30 protein-coding genes are annotated in these 19,087 nt (G+C 40.9%); 28 read left to right on the top strand and 2 right to left on the bottom strand.

Translation table 11 applies throughout. The annotated features are described in order from the left end of the window. The first annotated feature begins 14 nt into the window (after positions 1 to 14). The 26 genes from rpsN (at position 15) to G8761_RS22965 (ending at position 16,155) form a co-directional block, all read left to right on the top strand. The gene (gene rpsN, locus G8761_RS22840; protein ID WP_027322645.1) at positions 15 to 200 is read left to right on the top strand and encodes a 30S ribosomal protein S14; all 186 of its coding nucleotides are present in this window, start codon (positions 15 to 17) and stop codon (positions 198 to 200) included. Between the two features lie 29 nt (positions 201 to 229). Continuing rightward, positions 230 to 628, top strand: coding sequence for a 30S ribosomal protein S8 (gene rpsH / locus G8761_RS22845; protein WP_166030259.1), 399 nt, complete (start codon positions 230 to 232; stop codon positions 626 to 628). Positions 629 to 659: 31 nt separating this feature from the next. Next, on the top strand, positions 660 to 1,196 hold the full coding sequence (gene rplF, locus G8761_RS22850) for a 50S ribosomal protein L6 (RefSeq protein WP_166030260.1): 537 nt from the start codon (positions 660 to 662) through the stop codon (positions 1,194 to 1,196). A gap of 32 nt (positions 1,197 to 1,228) precedes the next feature. Further along, positions 1,229 to 1,591 carry a 50S ribosomal protein L18 gene (gene rplR / locus G8761_RS22855; RefSeq protein WP_166030261.1) on the top strand — a complete coding sequence of 121 codons (363 nt, stop codon included), beginning with the start codon at positions 1,229 to 1,231 and terminating at the stop codon, positions 1,589 to 1,591. Between the two features lie 24 nt (positions 1,592 to 1,615). Continuing rightward, positions 1,616 to 2,116: a 30S ribosomal protein S5 gene (rpsE, locus tag G8761_RS22860; protein WP_166030262.1), complete on the top strand. Its 501-nt coding sequence runs from the start codon at positions 1,616 to 1,618 to the stop codon at positions 2,114 to 2,116. A gap of 14 nt (positions 2,117 to 2,130) precedes the next feature. Beyond that, positions 2,131 to 2,313, top strand: a complete 183-nt coding sequence (gene rpmD, locus G8761_RS22865) for a 50S ribosomal protein L30 (RefSeq protein ID WP_027322640.1) — start codon at positions 2,131 to 2,133, stop codon at positions 2,311 to 2,313. A gap of 33 nt (positions 2,314 to 2,346) precedes the next feature. Next, on the top strand, positions 2,347 to 2,787 hold the full coding sequence (gene rplO, locus G8761_RS22870; protein ID WP_166030263.1) for a 50S ribosomal protein L15: 441 nt from the start codon (positions 2,347 to 2,349) through the stop codon (positions 2,785 to 2,787). Further along, a complete protein-coding gene (gene secY, locus G8761_RS22875; protein WP_166030264.1) occupies positions 2,787 to 4,082 on the top strand; it encodes a preprotein translocase subunit SecY in 1,296 nt (431 codons plus the stop codon). Before rplO ends, secY begins: the two co-directional genes overlap by 1 nt. Before the next feature lie 59 nt (positions 4,083 to 4,141). Further along, entirely contained in the window at positions 4,142 to 4,792 is a 651-nt protein-coding gene (locus G8761_RS22880; protein WP_166030265.1) for an adenylate kinase, read from the top strand. Then, on the top strand, positions 4,792 to 5,538 hold the full coding sequence (gene map, locus G8761_RS22885) for a type I methionyl aminopeptidase (RefSeq protein WP_166030266.1): 747 nt from the start codon (positions 4,792 to 4,794) through the stop codon (positions 5,536 to 5,538). The genes G8761_RS22880 and map overlap by 1 nt, the downstream gene beginning before the upstream one ends. Before the next feature lie 15 nt (positions 5,539 to 5,553). After that, positions 5,554 to 5,889 (top strand): KOW domain-containing RNA-binding protein, encoded by a 336-nt coding sequence (locus tag G8761_RS22890; RefSeq protein WP_166030267.1) that lies wholly within the window; start codon positions 5,554 to 5,556, stop codon positions 5,887 to 5,889. Continuing rightward, on the top strand, positions 5,867 to 6,085 hold the full coding sequence (gene infA / locus G8761_RS22895) for a translation initiation factor IF-1 (RefSeq protein WP_027322634.1): 219 nt from the start codon (positions 5,867 to 5,869) through the stop codon (positions 6,083 to 6,085). The genes G8761_RS22890 and infA overlap by 23 nt, the downstream gene beginning before the upstream one ends. 36 nt (positions 6,086 to 6,121) lie before the next feature. After that, positions 6,122 to 6,235 carry a 50S ribosomal protein L36 gene (gene rpmJ, locus G8761_RS22900; protein ID WP_000868344.1) on the top strand — a complete coding sequence of 38 codons (114 nt, stop codon included), beginning with the start codon at positions 6,122 to 6,124 and terminating at the stop codon, positions 6,233 to 6,235. 24 nt (positions 6,236 to 6,259) lie between these two features. After that, positions 6,260 to 6,625 (top strand): 30S ribosomal protein S13, encoded by a 366-nt coding sequence (gene rpsM / locus G8761_RS22905; protein ID WP_027322633.1) that lies wholly within the window; start codon positions 6,260 to 6,262, stop codon positions 6,623 to 6,625. A gap of 24 nt (positions 6,626 to 6,649) precedes the next feature. Continuing rightward, positions 6,650 to 7,039: a 30S ribosomal protein S11 gene (gene rpsK, locus G8761_RS22910; RefSeq protein WP_166030268.1), complete on the top strand. Its 390-nt coding sequence runs from the start codon at positions 6,650 to 6,652 to the stop codon at positions 7,037 to 7,039. A gap of 178 nt (positions 7,040 to 7,217) precedes the next feature. After that, a complete protein-coding gene (locus G8761_RS22915) occupies positions 7,218 to 8,162 on the top strand; it encodes a DNA-directed RNA polymerase subunit alpha (RefSeq protein ID WP_166030269.1) in 945 nt (314 codons plus the stop codon). An 82-nt stretch (positions 8,163 to 8,244) separates the two neighbouring features. Continuing rightward, complete coding sequence (gene rplQ, locus G8761_RS22920; RefSeq protein ID WP_166030270.1) at positions 8,245 to 8,607, top strand: 50S ribosomal protein L17; 363 nt, start codon at positions 8,245 to 8,247, stop codon at positions 8,605 to 8,607. 341 nt (positions 8,608 to 8,948) lie between these two features. Beyond that, on the top strand, positions 8,949 to 9,788 hold the full coding sequence (locus G8761_RS22925) for an energy-coupling factor ABC transporter ATP-binding protein (RefSeq protein WP_166030271.1): 840 nt from the start codon (positions 8,949 to 8,951) through the stop codon (positions 9,786 to 9,788). Further along, positions 9,764 to 10,630: an energy-coupling factor ABC transporter ATP-binding protein gene (locus G8761_RS22930; protein ID WP_166030272.1), complete on the top strand. Its 867-nt coding sequence runs from the start codon at positions 9,764 to 9,766 to the stop codon at positions 10,628 to 10,630. The genes G8761_RS22925 and G8761_RS22930 overlap by 25 nt, the downstream gene beginning before the upstream one ends. Next, positions 10,630 to 11,427, top strand: a complete 798-nt coding sequence (locus tag G8761_RS22935; RefSeq protein ID WP_166030283.1) for an energy-coupling factor transporter transmembrane component T family protein — start codon at positions 10,630 to 10,632, stop codon at positions 11,425 to 11,427. Before G8761_RS22930 ends, G8761_RS22935 begins: the two co-directional genes overlap by 1 nt. Positions 11,428 to 11,439: 12 nt before the next feature. After that, a complete protein-coding gene (gene truA, locus G8761_RS22940) occupies positions 11,440 to 12,180 on the top strand; it encodes a tRNA pseudouridine(38-40) synthase TruA (RefSeq protein ID WP_166030273.1) in 741 nt (246 codons plus the stop codon). A 277-nt stretch (positions 12,181 to 12,457) separates the two neighbouring features. Further along, positions 12,458 to 12,895, top strand: coding sequence for a 50S ribosomal protein L13 (gene rplM / locus G8761_RS22945; protein ID WP_166030274.1), 438 nt, complete (start codon positions 12,458 to 12,460; stop codon positions 12,893 to 12,895). Positions 12,896 to 12,915: 20 nt separating this feature from the next. Then, complete coding sequence (rpsI, locus tag G8761_RS22950) at positions 12,916 to 13,308, top strand: 30S ribosomal protein S9 (RefSeq protein WP_166030275.1); 393 nt, start codon at positions 12,916 to 12,918, stop codon at positions 13,306 to 13,308. Between the two features lie 193 nt (positions 13,309 to 13,501). Continuing rightward, entirely contained in the window at positions 13,502 to 13,945 is a 444-nt protein-coding gene (locus G8761_RS22955) for a YbaK family protein (RefSeq protein ID WP_166030276.1), read from the top strand. Positions 13,946 to 14,219: 274 nt separating this feature from the next. After that, positions 14,220 to 14,939, top strand: coding sequence for an N-acetylmuramoyl-L-alanine amidase CwlD (cwlD, locus tag G8761_RS22960; protein WP_166030284.1), 720 nt, complete (start codon positions 14,220 to 14,222; stop codon positions 14,937 to 14,939). A 157-nt stretch (positions 14,940 to 15,096) separates the two neighbouring features. Then, positions 15,097 to 16,155: an Mrp/NBP35 family ATP-binding protein gene (locus tag G8761_RS22965; protein ID WP_166030277.1), complete on the top strand. Its 1,059-nt coding sequence runs from the start codon at positions 15,097 to 15,099 to the stop codon at positions 16,153 to 16,155. A gap of 55 nt (positions 16,156 to 16,210) precedes the next feature. On the opposite strand, the gene gerD is transcribed toward G8761_RS22965, so the two are convergent. After that, positions 16,211 to 16,816 (bottom strand): spore germination lipoprotein GerD, encoded by a 606-nt coding sequence (gene gerD / locus G8761_RS22970; protein ID WP_166030278.1) that lies wholly within the window; start codon positions 16,814 to 16,816, stop codon positions 16,211 to 16,213. Positions 16,817 to 16,965: 149 nt separating this feature from the next. Between gerD and G8761_RS22975 the strand changes: the two genes are divergently transcribed. After that, entirely contained in the window at positions 16,966 to 17,634 is a 669-nt protein-coding gene (locus G8761_RS22975; protein WP_166030279.1) for a KinB-signaling pathway activation protein, read from the top strand. 23 nt (positions 17,635 to 17,657) lie between these two features. Here the strand turns inward: G8761_RS22975 and pdaB are convergent, their stop codons facing one another. Beyond that, complete coding sequence (gene pdaB, locus G8761_RS22980) at positions 17,658 to 18,407, bottom strand: polysaccharide deacetylase family sporulation protein PdaB (RefSeq protein ID WP_166030280.1); 750 nt, start codon at positions 18,405 to 18,407, stop codon at positions 17,658 to 17,660. Between the two features lie 135 nt (positions 18,408 to 18,542). Here pdaB and G8761_RS22985 point away from each other — a divergent pair, with 135 nt between their 5' ends. Next, positions 18,543 to 18,776 (top strand): hypothetical protein, encoded by a 234-nt coding sequence (locus G8761_RS22985; protein WP_166030281.1) that lies wholly within the window; start codon positions 18,543 to 18,545, stop codon positions 18,774 to 18,776. Positions 18,777 to 19,087: the final 311 nt, after the last annotated feature.

The raw sequence follows: 19,087 nt of genomic DNA on the forward strand, positions 1-19,087 counted from the left end.
ATGGAGGCGAAATCGTGGCTAAAAAGTCGATGATTGCGAAGCAAAAACGCACACCTAAATTCCCGGTTCAAGAGTACACTCGTTGCGAACGTTGCGGACGTCCACACTCTGTATACCGTAAATTTAAGCTTTGCCGTATTTGTTTCCGTGAATTAGCATACAAAGGACAAATTCCTGGTGTGAAGAAAGCTAGCTGGTAAAACCCAATTCTGGGAAGGAGGTAAAAATAATGGTCATGACAGATCCGATTGCAGATATGCTTACTCGCATTCGAAATGCGAACATGGTTCGTCACGAAAAGTTAGAAGTGCCTGCTTCTAACATCAAAAAACAGATCGCTGAAATTCTAAAGCGTGAAGGTTTTGTACGTGATGTTGAATATATCGAGGACAACAAACAAGGTATTATCCGTATCTTCTTAAAATACGGTGCGAATAACGAGCGTGTTATCACTGGTTTAAAACGTATCAGCAAGCCAGGGCTACGTGTATATGCTAAATCAACTGAAGTACCTCGCGTACTTAACGGTTTGGGTATTGCACTTGTTTCAACATCAACTGGTGTTGTAACTGACAAAGAAGCTCGTGCAAAGCAAATTGGCGGAGAAGTATTAGCATACGTTTGGTAATAGAGTTTCTGAATGAATGGAGGTGCACTAAATGTCTCGCGTAGGTAAAAAACCAATCGAAATTCCTGAAGGAGTTACGGTTACTTTAGATAATAACAATGTTACAGTTAAAGGAACAAAAGGCGAATTAACTCGTTCTTTTAATCCTAATATCGAAATCAAAGTTGAAGATAACGTGGTTACTGTAACCCGTCCATCTGATTCAAAAGAACACCGTGCGCTGCATGGCACAACTCGTGCTGTTATCGCTAACATGGTTGAAGGTGTTTCAAAAGGATTTGAAAGAGGCTTAGAATTAATCGGGGTTGGATACCGTGCTTCCAAGCAAGGATCCAAGCTAGTATTAAACGTTGGTTACTCTCATCCAGTTGAAATCGAGCCTGAACAAGGTTTGGAAATTGAAGTACCTGCAAATACAAGAGTAATTGTAAAAGGTACTGATAAAGAACGTGTTGGAGCTCTTGCTGCCAATATTCGTGGAGTACGTCCTCCAGAGCCATATAAAGGCAAAGGAATCCGTTATGAAGGCGAATATGTGCGTCGTAAAGAGGGTAAAACAGGTAAGTAATGCCGCATAGGTAAACGAAAGGAGTGACGGATATGATTTCGAAGCTTGATAAAAACGCTACTCGCAAAAAGAGACACGCCCGTGTTCGTGCGAAACTTAGCGGAACTTCAGCTCGTCCACGTCTAAATGTGTTTCGTTCCAATAAACATATTTATGCTCAACTAATTGATGATATCAATGGAGTTACTATCGCTAGTGCTTCTACATTAGATAAAGAATTAGCTCTTGAATCTACAAGCAATCTTGAAGCTGCTCAAAAGATTGGAGAACTAGTTGCAAAACGCGCAGTTGAAAAAGGCGTTTCAGCAATTGTTTTTGACCGTGGCGGATACCTATATCATGGTCGTATTAAAGCATTGGCTGATGCTGCACGTGAGAACGGCCTACAATTTTAATAGACAAAGGAGGGACACACACAAATGCGTCGTATTGATCCAAACAAACTTGAACTTGAAGAACGCGTAGTTACAGTTAACCGTGTTGCTAAAGTTGTTAAAGGTGGACGCCGTTTCCGTTTCACTGCTCTTGTAGTAGTTGGAGACAAAAACGGTCATGTCGGTTTCGGCACAGGTAAAGCACAGGAAGTTCCTGATGCAATCCGTAAAGCTATCGAAGATGCAAAGAAAAACCTTATCGAAGTACCTATCGTAGGAACTACTCTTCCTCACCAGGTAATCGGACGTTTTGGTGCGGGTGAAATTCTTCTTAAGCCTGCTTCAGAAGGTACAGGAGTTATCGCTGGCGGACCTGTCCGTGCGGTACTTGAACTTGCAGGTGTAGCAGATATCCTTTCTAAATCTTTAGGTACTAACACACCAATCAACATGGTTCGTGCTACTTTAGAAGGACTAAAACAATTAAAACGTGCTGAAGACGTAGCAAAATTACGCGGTAAATCAGTAGAAGAACTGTTAGGATAAGGGGGGGAAATCAAATGGCGAATAAACTAGAAATTACCCTCACTCGCAGCGTGATTGGTCGTCCTCAAGACCAGCGCGAAACAGTAAAGGCTCTGGGATTACGCAAAGTTAACCAAACTGTTGAACAACAAGACAATGCTGCTATTCGCGGTATGATCAATAAAGTTGCTCACCTTGTAACAGTTAAAGAACTATAATTTGATTCTTTTCTTTCATAAGGAGGTGCCAATATGAAACTTCATGAATTAAAACCTGCTGAAGGTTCTCGTAAAGAACGCAAACGTCTAGGACGTGGTATCGGTTCTGGTCAAGGTAAGACAGCTGGTAAAGGTCATAAAGGTCAAAATGCCCGATCCGGTGGCGGTGTTCGCCTTGGATTTGAGGGTGGACAGACACCTTTATTCCGTCGTTTGCCTAAACGTGGATTTACAAACATCAATCGTAAAGAGTACGCAGTTGTTAATCTTGATGCATTAAACCGTTTTGAAGAAGGTACAGAAGTTACTCCAGAACTTCTTATCGAATCAGGGGTTGTTAGCAACGAGCGTGCAGGAATTAAGATTCTTGCAAAAGGGAACGTTGAGAAAAAGTTAACTGTTAAAGCTCATAAATTCTCCTCTGCTGCCAAGGAAGCAATCGAAGCTGTCGGTGGAAAAACTGAGGTGATCTAATGTTCCAGTCAATCTCCAATTTTATGCGCGTGGGTGATATTAGACGAAAGATTGGTTTCACCCTTTTAATGTTAATAGTATTTCGTCTTGGTACGTTTATTCCTGTACCAAACGTAAATGCCGATATTCTTGGTGCCCAGGATAAGCTAAGTGTATTCGGCATCCTGAATACCTTTGGCGGTGGCGCCCTAAAAAAATTCTCTATTTTTGCAATGGGAATCATGCCGTATATCACAGCATCGATCATCATTCAGCTTTTGCAGATGGATGTCGTGCCTAAATTTACGGAATGGTCCAAGCAAGGAGATGCGGGCCGCCGCAAGCTTGCTCAATTTACCCGTTATTTCACTGTTGTGCTTGGATTTATCCAGGCATTAGGCATGTCTTACGGGTTTAATAATTTAGCAGGTAATCAATTGATTCAAAACCCGGGAATAGGTACTTACTTGCTAATTGCGACAGTTTTAACTGCCGGTACATCTTTCCTGATGTGGCTTGGTGAACAAATCACTTCTAAAGGCGTTGGAAATGGTATTTCCATTATCATTTTTGCTGGTATTGTGGCAGGAATTCCTACTACAGTAAACCAAATATATGTACAGCAATTTGAAAATGCTGGGGACAAATTGTTTATGAATATCGTAACATCTGTCCTCATTTTGATTGCCGTTATTGCGATTGTTGTTGGTGTTATCTTTATCCAACAAGCAAACCGCAAGATTCCAATTCAGTATGCAAAGCGTGTAGTTGCAGGCCGTAATCCTGTTGGCGGACAATCAACACATATGCCGTTGAAGGTTAACGCAGCTGGAGTTATTCCTGTAATCTTTGCAATTTCCTTTATTGTGACACCAAGGACAATTGCGTCCTTCTTCCCATCCAATAATGTGACACTCTGGATTCAAAAGATCTTTGATTACTCTCATCCTATTGGTATGGTTTTATATGCAGCGCTAATTATCGCGTTTACTTATTTCTATGCTTTTATTCAGGTTAACCCTGAGCAAGCAGCAGAAAATCTGCAAAAGCAGAGCGGCTATATCCCAGGCATTCGTCCGGGAAAAAGCACACAGGAATATTTAACACGTGTTTTATATCGTTTAACATTTGTTGGATCTTTATTCCTGGCTGTTATTGCCGTTCTTCCGGTTATCTTTATTAAAATAGCGAATTTGCCTGCTACTGCCCAAATCGGCGGAACCAGCCTGCTAATCGTTATTGGTGTTGCGCTTGATACAATGAAGCAGCTGGAAGCGCAGTTAGTTAAACGCCAATATAAAGGTTTCATTAAATAAATGGATTTAGGGGGAATGTTCCCCTTAAACCCAATTTTTAAACCTGAGGGGGTACACGTGTGAATTTAGTTTTAATGGGGCTACCTGGTGCCGGCAAGGGTACTCAGGCCGAAAAAATTGTCAATAAATACGGCATCCCTCATATTTCGACTGGAGATATGTTCCGTGCAGCTATGAAAGAAGAAACGGAGCTTGGTTTAAAAGCTAAGTCTTACATGGATAAAGGTGAACTTGTTCCTGATGAGGTGACAATTGGAATAGTTCGGGAACGTCTAAGCAAAGAGGACTGCGAAAGTGGGTTCCTGCTTGATGGCTTTCCAAGAACAGTTCCCCAGGCAGAAGCTCTTGAAGAAATCCTGAATGATTTAAATAAAAAAATCGATTACGTCATTAATATTGATGTAGACCAGGATATTTTGATGGAACGTCTGACAGGACGCCGAATTTGCAAAAATTGTGGCGCAACCTATCACCTGGTATTTAATCCTCCTGCAAAGGAAAATGTTTGTGACCGCTGTGGCGGTGAACTTTATCAAAGGGCAGATGATAATGCTGAAACTGTTCAAACTCGTTTGGAAGTTAACATTAAACAATCTCAGCCTTTGCTAAACTTCTATGAAACAAAAGGGTACTTACGCAATATTGACGGCCAGCAAGATATCAACAAAGTTTTTGCGGATGTTGATCAATTGCTTGGGGGCTTAAAGTAATGATCATTTGCAAAACCCCACGCGAGATTGAGATCATGCGTGAAGCAGGCAGGATTGTTGCTCTTACCCATCAGGAGCTTAAAAAACATATTGCTCCTGGTATAACAACAAAAAAGCTTGATCAGATTGCTGAGGAATTTATTTGCGGTAAGGATGCAATTCCTTCGTTCAAAGGGTATAATGGTTTTCGCGGCAGCATTTGTACGTCAGTGAACAATGAACTTGTTCATGGAATCCCTGGAAGCCGAGTTTTAAATGAGGGCGACATTATCAGTATTGATATTGGAGCTAAGTTTTACGGATATCATGGCGATTCAGCATGGACCTATGCTGTTGGAAGCATTGATGAAGAATCCCAGCGTCTTTTAGACGTTACGGAAGAATCTCTTTATCAAGGTTTGAAAGAAGCAAAACCTGAAGAGCGTCTTTCAAATATCTCTCATGCGATTCAAAAATATGTGGAAGCAAATGGATTTTCTGTTGTGCGCGAGTATGTCGGGCACGGAGTAGGGCAAGACTTACATGAGGATCCAGATATTCCTCATTATGGACCGCCCGGTAAAGGCCCACGTCTAAAGCCTGGGATGGTACTGGCAATTGAACCAATGGTTAATGCAGGAAGTCGGTATGTAAAAACGCTGGCTGATGACTGGACCGTTGTCACACAAGACGGTAAGGTGTGTGCCCATTTTGAGCATACCATTGCAATCACTGAAACAGGTTTTGAGATTCTTACAAAAGCCTAAAAAGCAGGTGATTACATGATCAATGCAGCTTCTCTCCCTATACCTGGACAATTTGTTAGAGTTTCCAGAGGACGGGATGCAGGTCAGTATGCTATAATAGTAAGGTTGGCTGATGATAAATTTGTTTTTCTGGCGGATGGGGATAAACGGAAGTTTGATTCTCCCAAAAAGAAGAACATTCTCCACCTTCGCTTATTTGATCAAGTATCTCCTGAAGTTCATAACAGTATTATGGAAACAGGTCGTGTAACAAACGGAAAACTTCGTTATGCTCTTACGAAGTTTTTGAATGAACACCTATCTGAAATAGAGAAGGGAGACGAGATCAATGGCGAAAGACGATGTTATTGAAATTGAAGGTAAAGTAATAGAAACTTTGCCAAACGCAATGTTTAAGGTAGAATTAGAAAATGGTCATAGTGTGCTTGCTCATGTTTCCGGTAAAATTCGAATGCACTTCATTCGTATTCTTCCAGGTGACAAAGTCACTGTAGAGCTTTCCCCGTATGACTTAACACGCGGAAGAATTACTTACCGCTTTAAATAATTACTTGCACTCCGTACTATTAAGGAGGTTAGGATAATGAAAGTAAGACCATCAGTTAAGCCGATCTGCGAGAAATGTAAAGTTATCCGTAGACGCGGTAAAGTCATGGTTATCTGTGAAAACCCTAAACATAAACAAAAACAAGGCTAAAATTGAAGGAGGTGCGCTATTTCAATGGCACGTATTGCAGGTGTAGATATTCCACGTGAAAAACGTGTAGTAATCTCTTTGACTTACATTTATGGAATTGGTAAAAATACAGCACAAAAAATTCTTGCAGAAGCTGGTGTTTCTGAAGATACTCGTGTTCGTGACCTTACTGAAGACGAATTAAACAAAATCCGTGATATCATCGACCGACTAAAGGTTGAAGGTGACCTTCGCCGTGAAATTTCCCTTAACATTAAACGTCTAATGGAAATCGGATGCTATCGTGGTTTGCGTCATCGCCGTGGCTTACCGGTTCGCGGACAAAACACAAAAAACAACGCTCGTACTCGCAAAGGTCCTCGTAAGACTGTAGCGAACAAGAAGAAATAATCGGTAAAGGAGGTAACTTTTTAAATGGCACGTAAAACTAATACACGTAAACGTCGTGTGAAAAAGAATATCGAAGCTGGTATTGCACACATTCGTTCTACATTCAACAATACTATCGTAACGATTACTGACGTTCATGGTAACGCTATTTCCTGGTCAAGTGCAGGTGCGCTTGGATTTAGAGGCTCTCGTAAATCCACTCCGTTTGCAGCTCAAATGGCTGCTGAAACTGCAGCTAAGACTTCTATGGACCATGGCATGAAAACATTAGAAGTAACGGTTAAAGGACCTGGTGCAGGACGTGAAGCAGCGATTCGTGCTCTTCAAGCTGCAGGACTAGAAGTTACAGCTATTAAAGACGTAACACCTGTTCCGCATAATGGATGCCGCCCACCAAAACGCCGCCGTGTTTAATTTTTCTGTATAGAATTTGTATCCATGTCTATAATGGGATATGATACTATTATTTTCAAATCTTGCAGAAAACATTTTTCCAGTTGTTGTGCACAAAACGGGGACGTATACATGGGGGAATTTCGGTTGGCATATGAACCCGGCCGGGGTTTCGACGTTTTGAAGGAGGGTATATTTTATGATCGAAATAGAAAAACCAAAAATTGAAACGATTGAGATCAACGATGATGCCAAGTTTGGGAAATTCATCGTAGAGCCACTTGAGCGTGGATATGGTACCACTTTGGGTAACTCCTTACGTCGTATCCTGCTATCTTCACTCCCAGGTGCCGCTGTTACATCGATTCAGGTCGATGGGGTACTTCATGAGTTCTCAACAATTGAAGGCGTCGTAGAGGATGTAACATCCATCATTTTAAACATTAAAAAACTAGCTTTAAAAATCTACTCTGATGATGAGAAAACTCTTGAAATTGATCTTCAGGGAGAAGGCCCAGTTAAAGCTGCAAATATTACGCATGACAGTGATGTTGAAATTCTAAATCCAGATCTTCATATTGCGACTTTAGGATCAAACGGACATTTACGTATGCGTCTTACTGCCAGACGAGGCAGAGGCTATACACCTGCTGAACAAAACAAGAGAGAAGATCAGCCGATTGGTGTTATTCCTATTGACTCTATTTACACTCCGGTCTCTCGTGTAACATATCAGGTAGAAAACACCCGTGTAGGTCAAATGACTAACTACGATAAGCTAACGCTTGATGTTTGGACAGATGGAAGCACTGGGCCAAAAGAAGCGATTGCTCTTGGTTCTAAGATTTTGACCGAGCATTTGAATATTTTCGTTGGTTTAACTGACGAAGCGCAAAATGCTGAAATTATGATAGAAAAAGAAGAAGACCAAAAAGAAAAAGTTCTTGAAATGACTATTGAAGAATTGGATCTTTCTGTTCGTTCTTATAACTGCTTAAAACGTGCTGGAATCAACACTGTTCAGGAATTAGCCAATAAGACTGAAGAAGACATGATGAAAGTACGTAACTTGGGACGTAAATCACTTGAAGAAGTGAAAGCGAAACTTGAAGAGCTGGGATTAGGCCTTCGCAAGGATGACTGAATAGCAGTTCCTTGATCTTCACGGATTTTCTTGTGAGCCTATGATAGCCAATTAATGACTTCAACAAAGGAGGGAACCCTTCATGGCATACAGAAAGTTAGGACGCACTTCTGCACAGCGTAAAGCAATGCTGCGTGATTTAACAACAGATTTAATAATTAATGAGCGTATTGAAACAACAGAAACCCGTGCGAAGGAAATTCGCGGAACTGTTGAAAAAATGATTACTCTTGGCAAACGCGGAGATATTCATGCACGCCGTCAGGCAGCTGCTTACGTACGTAACGAGATTGCGGATGCTGAAACCAATGTTTCTGCAATTCAAAAACTATTCACTGATATCGCTCCACGTTATCAAGAGCGCCAAGGTGGATACACTCGAATCATGAAAGTTGGTCCTCGCCGCGGCGACGGTGCACCAATGGTAATTATCGAGTTAGTTTAATACCTTTCAACAGACAACAAGGGCGTGGACAGTTTAGAACAAACTTGTTCTCTGCCCTTTTTCTGCAGAAAGAACTGAATACAAAAACGAACCAAGCCCAAACGAGCGTTACGATGAGCGTGATAGTTTTACAGATGGGTGGAACAGCTCCATAACTGCTTTTTACTTGCGGCCTTCTGATCACGCCCCGTCTAGCTCATGCACCTCCTCCATTATTGCGAGGACTTATCTTGCAGCAGAAGAAATCCTTCTGCCGGAGGGAGGTGCAGGCTTTTTTTGTATTCAGAGAAAAAGTCAGCTTAGCAGAGAGAGATTAGATGAGGAGAGAGGGGAATAATTCATTGAAAAAGTCTGTCATAGCATTAAATAATGTATCTTTTCAATACGATTCCCAGGAAAACTATGCCCTAAAAGACGTTTCTTTTGAAATCTATGAAGGTGAATGGCTTGCCATTGTCGGTCATAATGGTTCAGGAAAGTCTACCATGGCAAAGCTTTTAAATGGATTGCAGTTTCCACTAAAAGGGTGCATAACAGTGTGCGGCCAGGAACTGAATGAGGAAACGGTGTGGGATGTGCGCAAGCAAATTGGTATGGTTTTTCAAAATCCTGATAATCAGTTTGTTGGAACAACTGTACAGGATGATGTGGCTTTTGGTTTAGAAAATAACGGCATTCCTCGGGAAGAAATGGTTCTCCGTGTTCTAGAGTCCCTTAATAAAGTAAAAATGGACCTGTTTCTCGATCAAGAGCCGCACCATCTTTCAGGAGGACAGAAACAGCGAGTCGCCATTGCAGGCGTTCTTGCGCTTCAGCCTTCGATTATTATTTTAGACGAAGCAACCTCTATGCTTGACCCTCGGGGTAGAGAAGAGGTTTTAGAGACCGTCAGGGAGTTAAAGGGAAAAACGGATATTACCGTAATATCTATTACTCATGACTTGGAGGAGGCTGCTAAAGCAGATCGAATCATCGTTATGAACAAAGGCCATCTTTACAAACAAGGAACACCTGAAGAGATATTCCAAATGGATGAAGAATTGGTTTCTCTGGGGCTGGATATTCCATTCTCAATAAAGATGAGCAAAGCATTTCGTGAAAAAGGCCTGAAATTATCCAAATATTACTTAACAGAAGAAGAGTTGGTGACTGAGCTATGGACATCTCAATCCAGCAAGTAGAATACCGTTACCAGGTAAATACGCCTTTTGAGAGACTCGCCATTCAGGATGTCTCTATCGATTTTCCGACAGGTATCTATATGGCTGTCATAGGACATACTGGCTCCGGTAAGTCCACTCTTCTCCAACATTTAAATGCTCTCTTGCAGCCGACAAAGGGTATGGTCAAAATAGGAGACCGGGAGATTCGGGCAAATAGGAAAGAAAAGAATCTAAAAGAGGTTCGCCAAAGGGTTGGAATCGTCTTTCAATTTCCAGAACATCAATTATTTGAAGAGACAGTGGAAAAGGACATATGCTTTGGACCTCTTAATTTCGGTGTACATGAACCTGCAGCTAAGGAGCGGGCAAGACAGGCAATAAAACAGGTCGGTTTAAGCGAAGAAGTTCTTCAAAAGTCACCGTTTGACCTTTCAGGAGGCCAAATGCGCCGGGTAGCTATTGCTGGAGTGCTTGCCATGGAACCGGATGTAATCGTCTTGGACGAGCCTACAGCAGGACTCGACCCACGCGGCAGAAAAGAAATTATGGATATGTTTTATCGTCTTCATAAGGAAAGAAATCTTTCAACCATCCTTGTTACTCACAGTATGGAAGATGCTGCACGATATGCGGATCAGATTGCTATTATGCAAGATGGAAGACTAGTAAAGCAGGGGACTCCTCAAGAGATTTTTTCTTCTCCGGAAGGCCTGGTTAAAATGGGTCTTGATGTTCCCGAAGTAGTTAGATTCCAGCTTAAATTGGAAAAACAGTTTGGCATTCGGCTGGATAAAACATACCTGACCATAGAACAATTGTCAGAGGCTTTCACCCGCTTACTGTCCGGGGGTGAAAAATGATGATGGAAAAAATGATTTTTGGCCGTTATGTTCCTGCAGATTCTGCCATTCACAGGATGGACCCCCGTGCCAAAATTTTGATTGTATTTTTATTTGTTTGCGTGGTATTCCTGGCCAATAATGGGGTTACCTATCTTCTTCTTGGGATTTATACATTCTTAATGATCGCCATGTGTAAAATACCTGCCCGATTCTTGTATGCTGGTCTAAAGCCTGTGCTATGGCTTGTTATTTTTACTTTAATCCTTCAGTTGTTTTTTACAAAAGGAGGGAACCTGGTTTTTAGCTACGGGCCAATTAAGATTTATCAGGAAGGTATCAGACAGGGAATTTTCATCTCTTTCAGGTTTTTTTTCCTTATTTTGATGACATCCCTGCTTACTTTGACCACTACCCCCATTGAAATTACTGATGGGTTAGAATCGTTATTGCATCCTTTGAAAAAAATTCGTTTTCCTGTACATGAAATGGCCTTGATGCTGTCGATTTCGCTTCGTTTTATTCCAACTTTAATGCAGGAAACCGACAAGATCATGAAAGCGCAAATTGCACGGGGAGTAGAATTTGGGAGCGGGCCGATTAAGGACAGGATCAAGGCAGTAGTCCCTTTGCTTATCCCTTTGTTTGTCAGCTCTTTTAAACGTGCAGAAGAACTGGCAATTGCTATGGAAGCTAGAGGATACAAAGGCGGAGAAGGACGCACAAAATACCGGCTATTGGACTGGAAAGCAGCAGATACACTTATTCTGTTAATATTATTGGTTTTGACCTTGCTGCTGTTTTTATTTCGAACATAATGGTGAAGGAAAATGCAGAGATATAAATGCTTAGTTTCGTATGATGGCACAGGGTTTGAAGGATATCAGATACAGCCTAATGGCAGAACGGTCCAGGGAGAGCTGGAAAGGGTACTGAATAAGCTTCATAAAGGTGGTCCAGTCAAAGTATCTGGATCAGGTAGAACGGATGCAGGAGTGCATGCAAAAGGCCAGGTTATCCACTTTGATTCAGCGCTTTCCATTCCTGAAGAAAAATGGGGGATGGCTCTTAACTCGCTCTTGCCCAAGGATTTAACTATTTTAAAGGTTGAAAAAGCGGATCCGGAGTTCCATGCAAGATTTAACGCGGTGGGAAAAGAATACCGGTATCAATTACTTCTATCAAAAAGCAGGAGTCCATTCCTCCGCAATTATGCATACCATTATCCATACCCATTGAATTTGGAAGCAATGGAGGAAGGTTTTAATTATTTAAGAGGTACCCATGACTTTACTAGCTTCTGCTCCGCTAAAACAGAAGTGACAGATAAAATCAGAACGATTAGAGAAATCGACTATTTTATTAAAGATAATCTTTTGGTACTGAGATTTGCCGGTAATGGCTTTTTATACAATATGGTCCGTATTCTGACCGGTACTTTGCTGGAAGTAGGAGCAGGTGAGAGAAAGCCAGAGGAGTTGGCAGAGATTCTCAAGGGGAAAGACCGCAGGCTGGCAGGTAAAACCGCCCCACCACACGGGCTTTATCTCTGGAAAGTATTTTACGAGTAGTTCTTAATGACTTTAGTATAAAAATCGCAAAAACAACTAATCCGGGTGTAACATCTTCTTGACATATTGACTGCAAGGCTTTATTATAGCATATGTATGTATTTTAATCCCACGATAAAGCCCCGGAAAGTCTTCATCGTGATTGAAAATATATGATTGAAAATGCTAGCGCACGAATCTGTCAGCGGATGATTCCGGAACAAATCAAATGCTGAAAGCTCATATAAAGCGCGGTCGAAAAAAATATCTTTTAAAGGATCTATTAGGAGGGAAACTCATGCGTACAACGTTTATGGCAAATGCAAACAATATTGAGCGTAAATGGTACGTTATTGATGCTGAGGGCAAAACTCTTGGACGTCTTGCTTCAGAAGTAGCATCAATCTTACGTGGAAAAAACAAACCAACTTTTACACCACATGTTGACACTGGTGATCATGTTATCATTCTTAACGCTTCAAAAGTACACCTTACAGGCAAAAAGCTTACTGATAAAATCTACTACAGACACAGCTTGCACCCAGGCGGTTTGAAAACTAGAACAGCTCTTGAAATGCGTACTAACTACGCTGAAAGAATGCTTGAGCTTGCAATTAAAGGCATGCTTCCAAAGAATTCTCTTGGCCGTCAAATGTTCAAAAAGCTGCACGTTTATGCAGGCAGCGAGCATCAACACCAAGCACAACAACCGGAAGTTTACGAACTTCGCGGATAATTTAAAGGGAGGGTATTAACTTGGCACAAGTTCAATATATCGGCACAGGCCGTCGTAAGAGCTCTGTTGCACGTGTACGTTTAGTACCAGGTAACGGACAAATCTTAATCAATGATCGTGAAATTGAAAACTATATCCCATTCGAAGCTTTGCGTGAAGTTCTTAAGCAGCCATTAGTGGCTACTGAAACACTTGGAAGCTATGATGTAGTTGTAAACGTAAATGGCGGTGGTTACACTGGCCAAGCTGGAGCAATCCGTCACGGTATCGCACGTGCATTGCTTCAGGCTGATCCAGAATTCCGTCCAACACTTAAGCGTGCAGGACTATTAACTCGTGACGCTCGTATGAAAGAACGTAAGAAATACGGTCTTAAAGGCGCTCGTCGTGCACCTCAGTTCTCAAAACGTTAATTTTATTATTCAACCTCATCCAGCCTTGGATGGGGTTTTTATTTTTTATCCTTCCTTATCACCTATAAAACAATTTCTCCTGCCCCAATTATGCTTTTTTTCAAATGTATGAAGAAATGGAAATGGAAAACACCGCGGATGCTGTATTTCTCCACCAGAGAGGTTAAAGACTATCTGTAAGAGGTGAATACAGTTGAATTTGATAACAACCTTACAGGAAAAGAGAAAAGAAAGACAGATAAAATATGAGCGGTCTGTTTTAAAAGACCTTTCAATAAATGTGTTAAAAGAAAGAGTACAGAAGTACTTTGGATCCTTTAGACTGACATCAAGTTTGCTGATGAATTCCGGAATCCAGGAGGCCTGCTACGATGTTGCGCTGGAATCTTATTTGCTCGGTGCTAATTTAAGTAAGTTTGGAGTTTATGGTGAATCAGTTACAGAGGTGAAAAGACGATGCACCAGCGAAGAAAAACATTTGATTGATACACTTTATAACTTCTTCCTTTACTGGAGTACTGAGGAGGACGGGGTTCTTAGCGAATCACTTTATTATTTATGTGAACAATATGTTGAAGTCTGGTGGATGGAGGGATTTGAGAAAGGCAAAAAGCGCCAAAAGCTTCGGCTGCATTAATTTCCTTGAAGGAAAGGCAACATCCATGGGTATTTTCATCCTTCCATGGGATGATGAATTCTAACGCCCCGCCAGGCTTGGTCCTTCATATCCCCGATGAGAGACTTTTTCCTTTCAGGAAGACTTGACTTAGTGCTTAAAACATCCTGCGTGAAGGTAATTATATCGTTACGCCATAGTTACTGATTTTACTCAAATACTTCCTGTTCTAAATTCCTTTTGCTGGCCATATAGTGAAGTGAAAAGGGACGAGCAGGAAGGAATGATATAGTTGTTGAGGAGAAAGGTGAAAATAACAGCAATAGTGGTCGGGGTTATCCTATTGTTTTTAATCATTCAATACGACTTTACCGAGAATAAATCCTGGAATACTTGGAATCTCCCTCTTACTGGAAAAGTGATACTAATTGATCCTGGTCATGGCGGTCCCGACGGGGGAGCAGGCAATGAAAAGGCGCTTGAAAAGGATATCGCACTCGATGTTTCTCTTAAGGTCCGTGATTACCTTCAGCAGCAGGGAGCCATGGTTGTCATGACAAGAGAAACGGATAAAGACCTTGCTCCGGAAGGAATGAAGGGATACAGCCGAAGAAAGGTTGCCGATTTAAAAGAACGGCTAAAAATGATCAATGAATCTGATGCCGATCTATTTGTTAGTGTTCATTTAAATTCAATCCCTTCTGCCAGATGGAGCGGTGCTCAAACCTTTTATGCTCCTCAGTTCAAGGAAAACCAAAAGGCTGCCAGATTTATTCAGGCCGAGCTCCGCCGCAACCTTGAAAATACAACTAGAAAAGCAAAGCCTATAAGTCAGGTGTATATTTTAAAGCATGCTAAGAGGCCAGGCGCCCTTGTTGAAATTGGATTTCTCTCCAATCCACAGGAAAGATCAAATTTAAAGAGTGAAGCATATCAAGATATGATAGCTGCATCCGTTTATAAAGGGGTCCTTCGATTTTTTACAAATGAAAAGGGATTAAAGGAGACTGAGTAGGAAGGTGGAAAACATCTTCCCTTTTTTTGTATAATTGTCGTACTCCCTCATAAGGCATCTTTCTTCTATTGCGATCGGGGCATGTGATTCATTTAACTGTTTAATTTATGAGGTATGTTATACTTGTTTTAAAAAATGAATTAAAGGTGGGTGCAGGATGTTAACGGAAGCAAAAATTCAGGAAATACTAAGCGGCTTAAAGGAACCATTTTTACATAAAACACTGGGTGAAATTAATGGTATTCAGGAGATTAAAATCAAAGAAGAGAAAAACCATGTAAGTGTTAAGGTGGCGATTGCGAAAACAGGAACAGCAGAACAGCTGCAGCTGCAAACAGAAATTGTAAACAAGCTAAAGCAGGCTGGAGCTGCAACGGTCGGTATCCGTTTCGCTGAGCTTCCTGAGGAAGAACTGCAAAAGCATCGTGCTTCTATCCCTGAGGCGGACAAGGGTCTTCTCTCCCCAGGCAGCAAGACTACCTTTATTGCAATTGCCAGCGGAAAAGGCGGAGTAGGAAAATCAACAGTATCAGTCAATCTTGCAGTATCTTTGGCACGCCTTGGCAAAAAGGTTGGCTTAATTGATGCTGATATTTATGGTTTCAGCGTGCCAGATATGATGGGAATTACCAAGCGTCCTCAAGTAAGAGGGGAAAGAATTATTCCGGTTGAGCGTTTTGGTGTTAAGGTTATATCAATGGGGTTCTTTGTCGAGGACAACGCTCCAATCATTTGGCGCGGCCCAATGCTTGGAAAAATGCTAAACAGCTTCTTTAATGAGGTTGAATGGGGAGATATTGACTATTTGCTTTTGGATTTACCTCCAGGAACAGGCGATGTAGCGCTTGATGTGCATTCTATGCTGCCATCATGCAAGGAAATCATTGTAACCACACCTCATCCAACTGCTGCCTTTGTAGCGGCAAGAGCAGGTGCCATGGCTCTAAGAACTGAACATGAGATTTTGGGTATTGTTGAAAATATGGCTTATTTTGAAAGCAAGAAAACCGGAGAAAAGGAATATGTTTTCGGAAAAGGCGGCGGCGACAAGCTTGCTGATGAACTTACTACGGAGGTTCTGGGAAGACTTCCTCTGGCACAGCCTGACTGGAATGATTATGACTTTGCTCCATCTATATATCAGGAAGATCATGAAACGGGAAAAATTTATATGAGTATTGCTGAAAAAGTAGTTCATCTGCTTGATCAAAAATAATGCATTCAAAAGGCCTCTTCATCCGAAGGGGCCTTTCTTATCTTTATTTCAATAATTAACTTCCTCCCTGGCCGCCACTGCTTTGTCCTGTACCTTTTTGATCGGATTTTCCCTTTTGGGTTTCTTCGGCTGCCTTTAGGAGCAAGCTCTGCATCTTAACTTGAAAAATGGGGCTTGCCATTGTTTCAGTAATAACCTTTTGAAGATTTGCCCTGTACTCTTTTGTTTTCAAGGAGTCCGCCATTTCTTTTTGAATTTCCGGTTCCTTAAAAACCTCCACCATCATTCCGCGGTACTCAGGATCGTTCATTAAATCTTTCAATAGCTGCTGGTTCTCGGATTTCATATTTTTCGCGACTCCTGCAGCAAATTTTGGGTCACTAAAGGTTTTCTTTAATATTTCAGTTCCTTTATCTGAAGTCAGGGTCTGCTGGATGGTATCTGTCACAACTTTTTGATCCATTACTAATTTCTCTTTCATCTTGTCATCAGACATTACATCCTGAATAGCTTTTTTCCCATCATCCGTCTTTAGTATATCAACAACCATTTTCTTTGTTTGATCATAATCAACTTGACCTGCACCACTACTGCTTCCGCCTGAAGAGCAGGCACTTAGGAATAGGGTGAAAAGCAATAGCGGCATCAACTTTTTGTTCATTTGATAAGCCCCTTTCACATGAATCCTTAATGTTAGGATGAAGAAAATGGGGAAGTATTATTCGCTTAAATTCTTCTATATCTGGATTTTTCAGACCCTCATTGGTACAATCAAAAGGGAATTAATTTAGTGTGTGGGGGAAGAATAGAGTGACTAGCCGTAACTGGGTAAAATTGTTTATAAATACCTGCTTGATTGGCGGCCTGACAACTGCCATAGTGGGCCTTATTGTTAGATGGAATGAATTCCAGCCGATATTTGCTGATATAAAAATAGTTGAGATTCTTTCAGTCCTGGTCTGGCTTATTGTAATGGGTATCCTTTTTAGTGTAATAAGCCAAATGGGCTTTTTTGCTTATTTGACCGTACATCGATTCGGGCTCGGTATCTTTAAATCCGTATCACTCTGGAATGGAGTACAAGCGGTCCTTATTATTTTTGTTTTATTTGACCTTGTTTATTTACGTTTCCAGTCATTTGCTAAAAGTGGAGACAGTATTTTGCCGTATCTTGGTGTTGCTGCCTTTTTATTGGCCGTTGGTTTGTTGGTAGCCTGGATAAAAGCGAAAGAAACTAATAAAGAGGCATTTATTCCTGCATTATTTTTTATGATTGTGGTAACAGTCATAGAGTGGGTGCCAGTTCTTCGGGTAAATGAGCATAGCTGGTTTTATTTGATGCTTTTTGCCTTACTGGTGTGTAACGCTTATCAGGTATTAATTCTTCATAAGCTTAATGCACAGTCTGATCGCCAGAGGGAAGAGCTTGCAGCTAAATCCAAGGCTGGGGGAAAGACAAAAAAGAAGCCGTCCATCTAATTGGACGGCTTTTTTCTATATGATTACCGTATTTCATTTGATTGGGCAGTCCCGTTGGCAATCATTTCAGAAACTGAAACAGGTTTAAGCCCTTTGCTGCGAATTTCCTGTAAAACCTCAGGCAGTGCCTTGGCTGTTTGTTTAACAGAGTCGGATGCATGAAGAAGCACAATATCGCCTTTATCGGCTTTACTGACATTTTTAACAATGGTGGTTACGCCAGGATTAGTCCAATCCTTTGAGTCAATGCTCCAGTGTACAACAGTTAAGCCAAATCGCTCTGCGGCTTTTAAGGTCCGGCTGTCAAAGTGTCCTGTAGGTGCTCTTACCAGCTTTATGTCCTTAATATTCAACTTTTGAAAAGCAGTCTGTGCTTTAGATAGGTCCTTCCTGATTCCTGCCTCTTCTAACTTCATGTAATCCTCATAATTGTAACCTAATATTCCGATTTCATATCCTTCCTTTGCAATTCTGCTTACCAGGTCAGGGTGACGCTCTGCCCAGGCACCAGAGAGGAAGAAGGTAGCTGCCTTAACATTTTCTTGTTTTAAAACATCTAATATAGGCCCTGCTTTTTCATCTCCCCAACCAATATCAAAGGTTAAGGCAATATCCTTTTCTCCTTTGTAAACAGCTTTTGGTCCGTCCTTAGTAGAGAAGACTGGCAGTTGGGCAATTTGGTCCATATACAAAAACCATGCTGTGAAAAATGCAGCAATTATTACTAGGGCAAGCTGTTTAAAAACTTTAACATTAAAAACATAAAAATTCATGTCTTCCTCACCTCGTCCATTGCATTCCTTGTCTCATACCTATGAGCATTTTCAAAAAAATATGATTGTCCTTAATTATAAAATTGGATTTATTGGAAAAGAATACTATCACAACACTATTTGGAGCGTGAAAAAATGATTGGCATTCTTCTAAGTGAAAAGGAAACCCAAGAAATGCAATATTTAATCAAAAGAGAGATGGACGAAATTCTATTTGATTTAAAAGATGATCGAATTGATCACATTGTAAAAAGGGCAATGGATGAACGCTATAAAATTTTATTTACCCTTTTTAAACGGGTTGCCTCTCCAAATGAATGTCTGCGATATATGCGCCGAAAAAAGACAAAGACAATTAATAAAATATAGCTATGCAAATAATTTAACTGGTGTATAAAAGCATCATAGAGCAAAGCCATAAAGACCTGAATAAGTTATGTATTACTTTTTCAAAAAAAGTCGTTGACTTTTAATTGTTATCTTGGTATATTAATAAACGTCGCTGATAGCCATTAAAAGTTAACGAAAAAAATGTTGACAACATGGCTAAAAAGATGATATATTAAGAAAGTCGCCTATGAGCGATGAAAAAAATATTGTTCCTTGAAAACTAAACAAACAAAGCGTGAACAAACAAACAATAACATGATGAACTTGTTTCATCAGCCAACGTAACTTTA

Source organism: Neobacillus terrae (assembly GCF_011393025.1).
GTDB classification, from domain to species: Bacteria; Bacillota; Bacilli; order Bacillales; family Cytobacillaceae; genus Neobacillus_A; species Neobacillus_A terrae.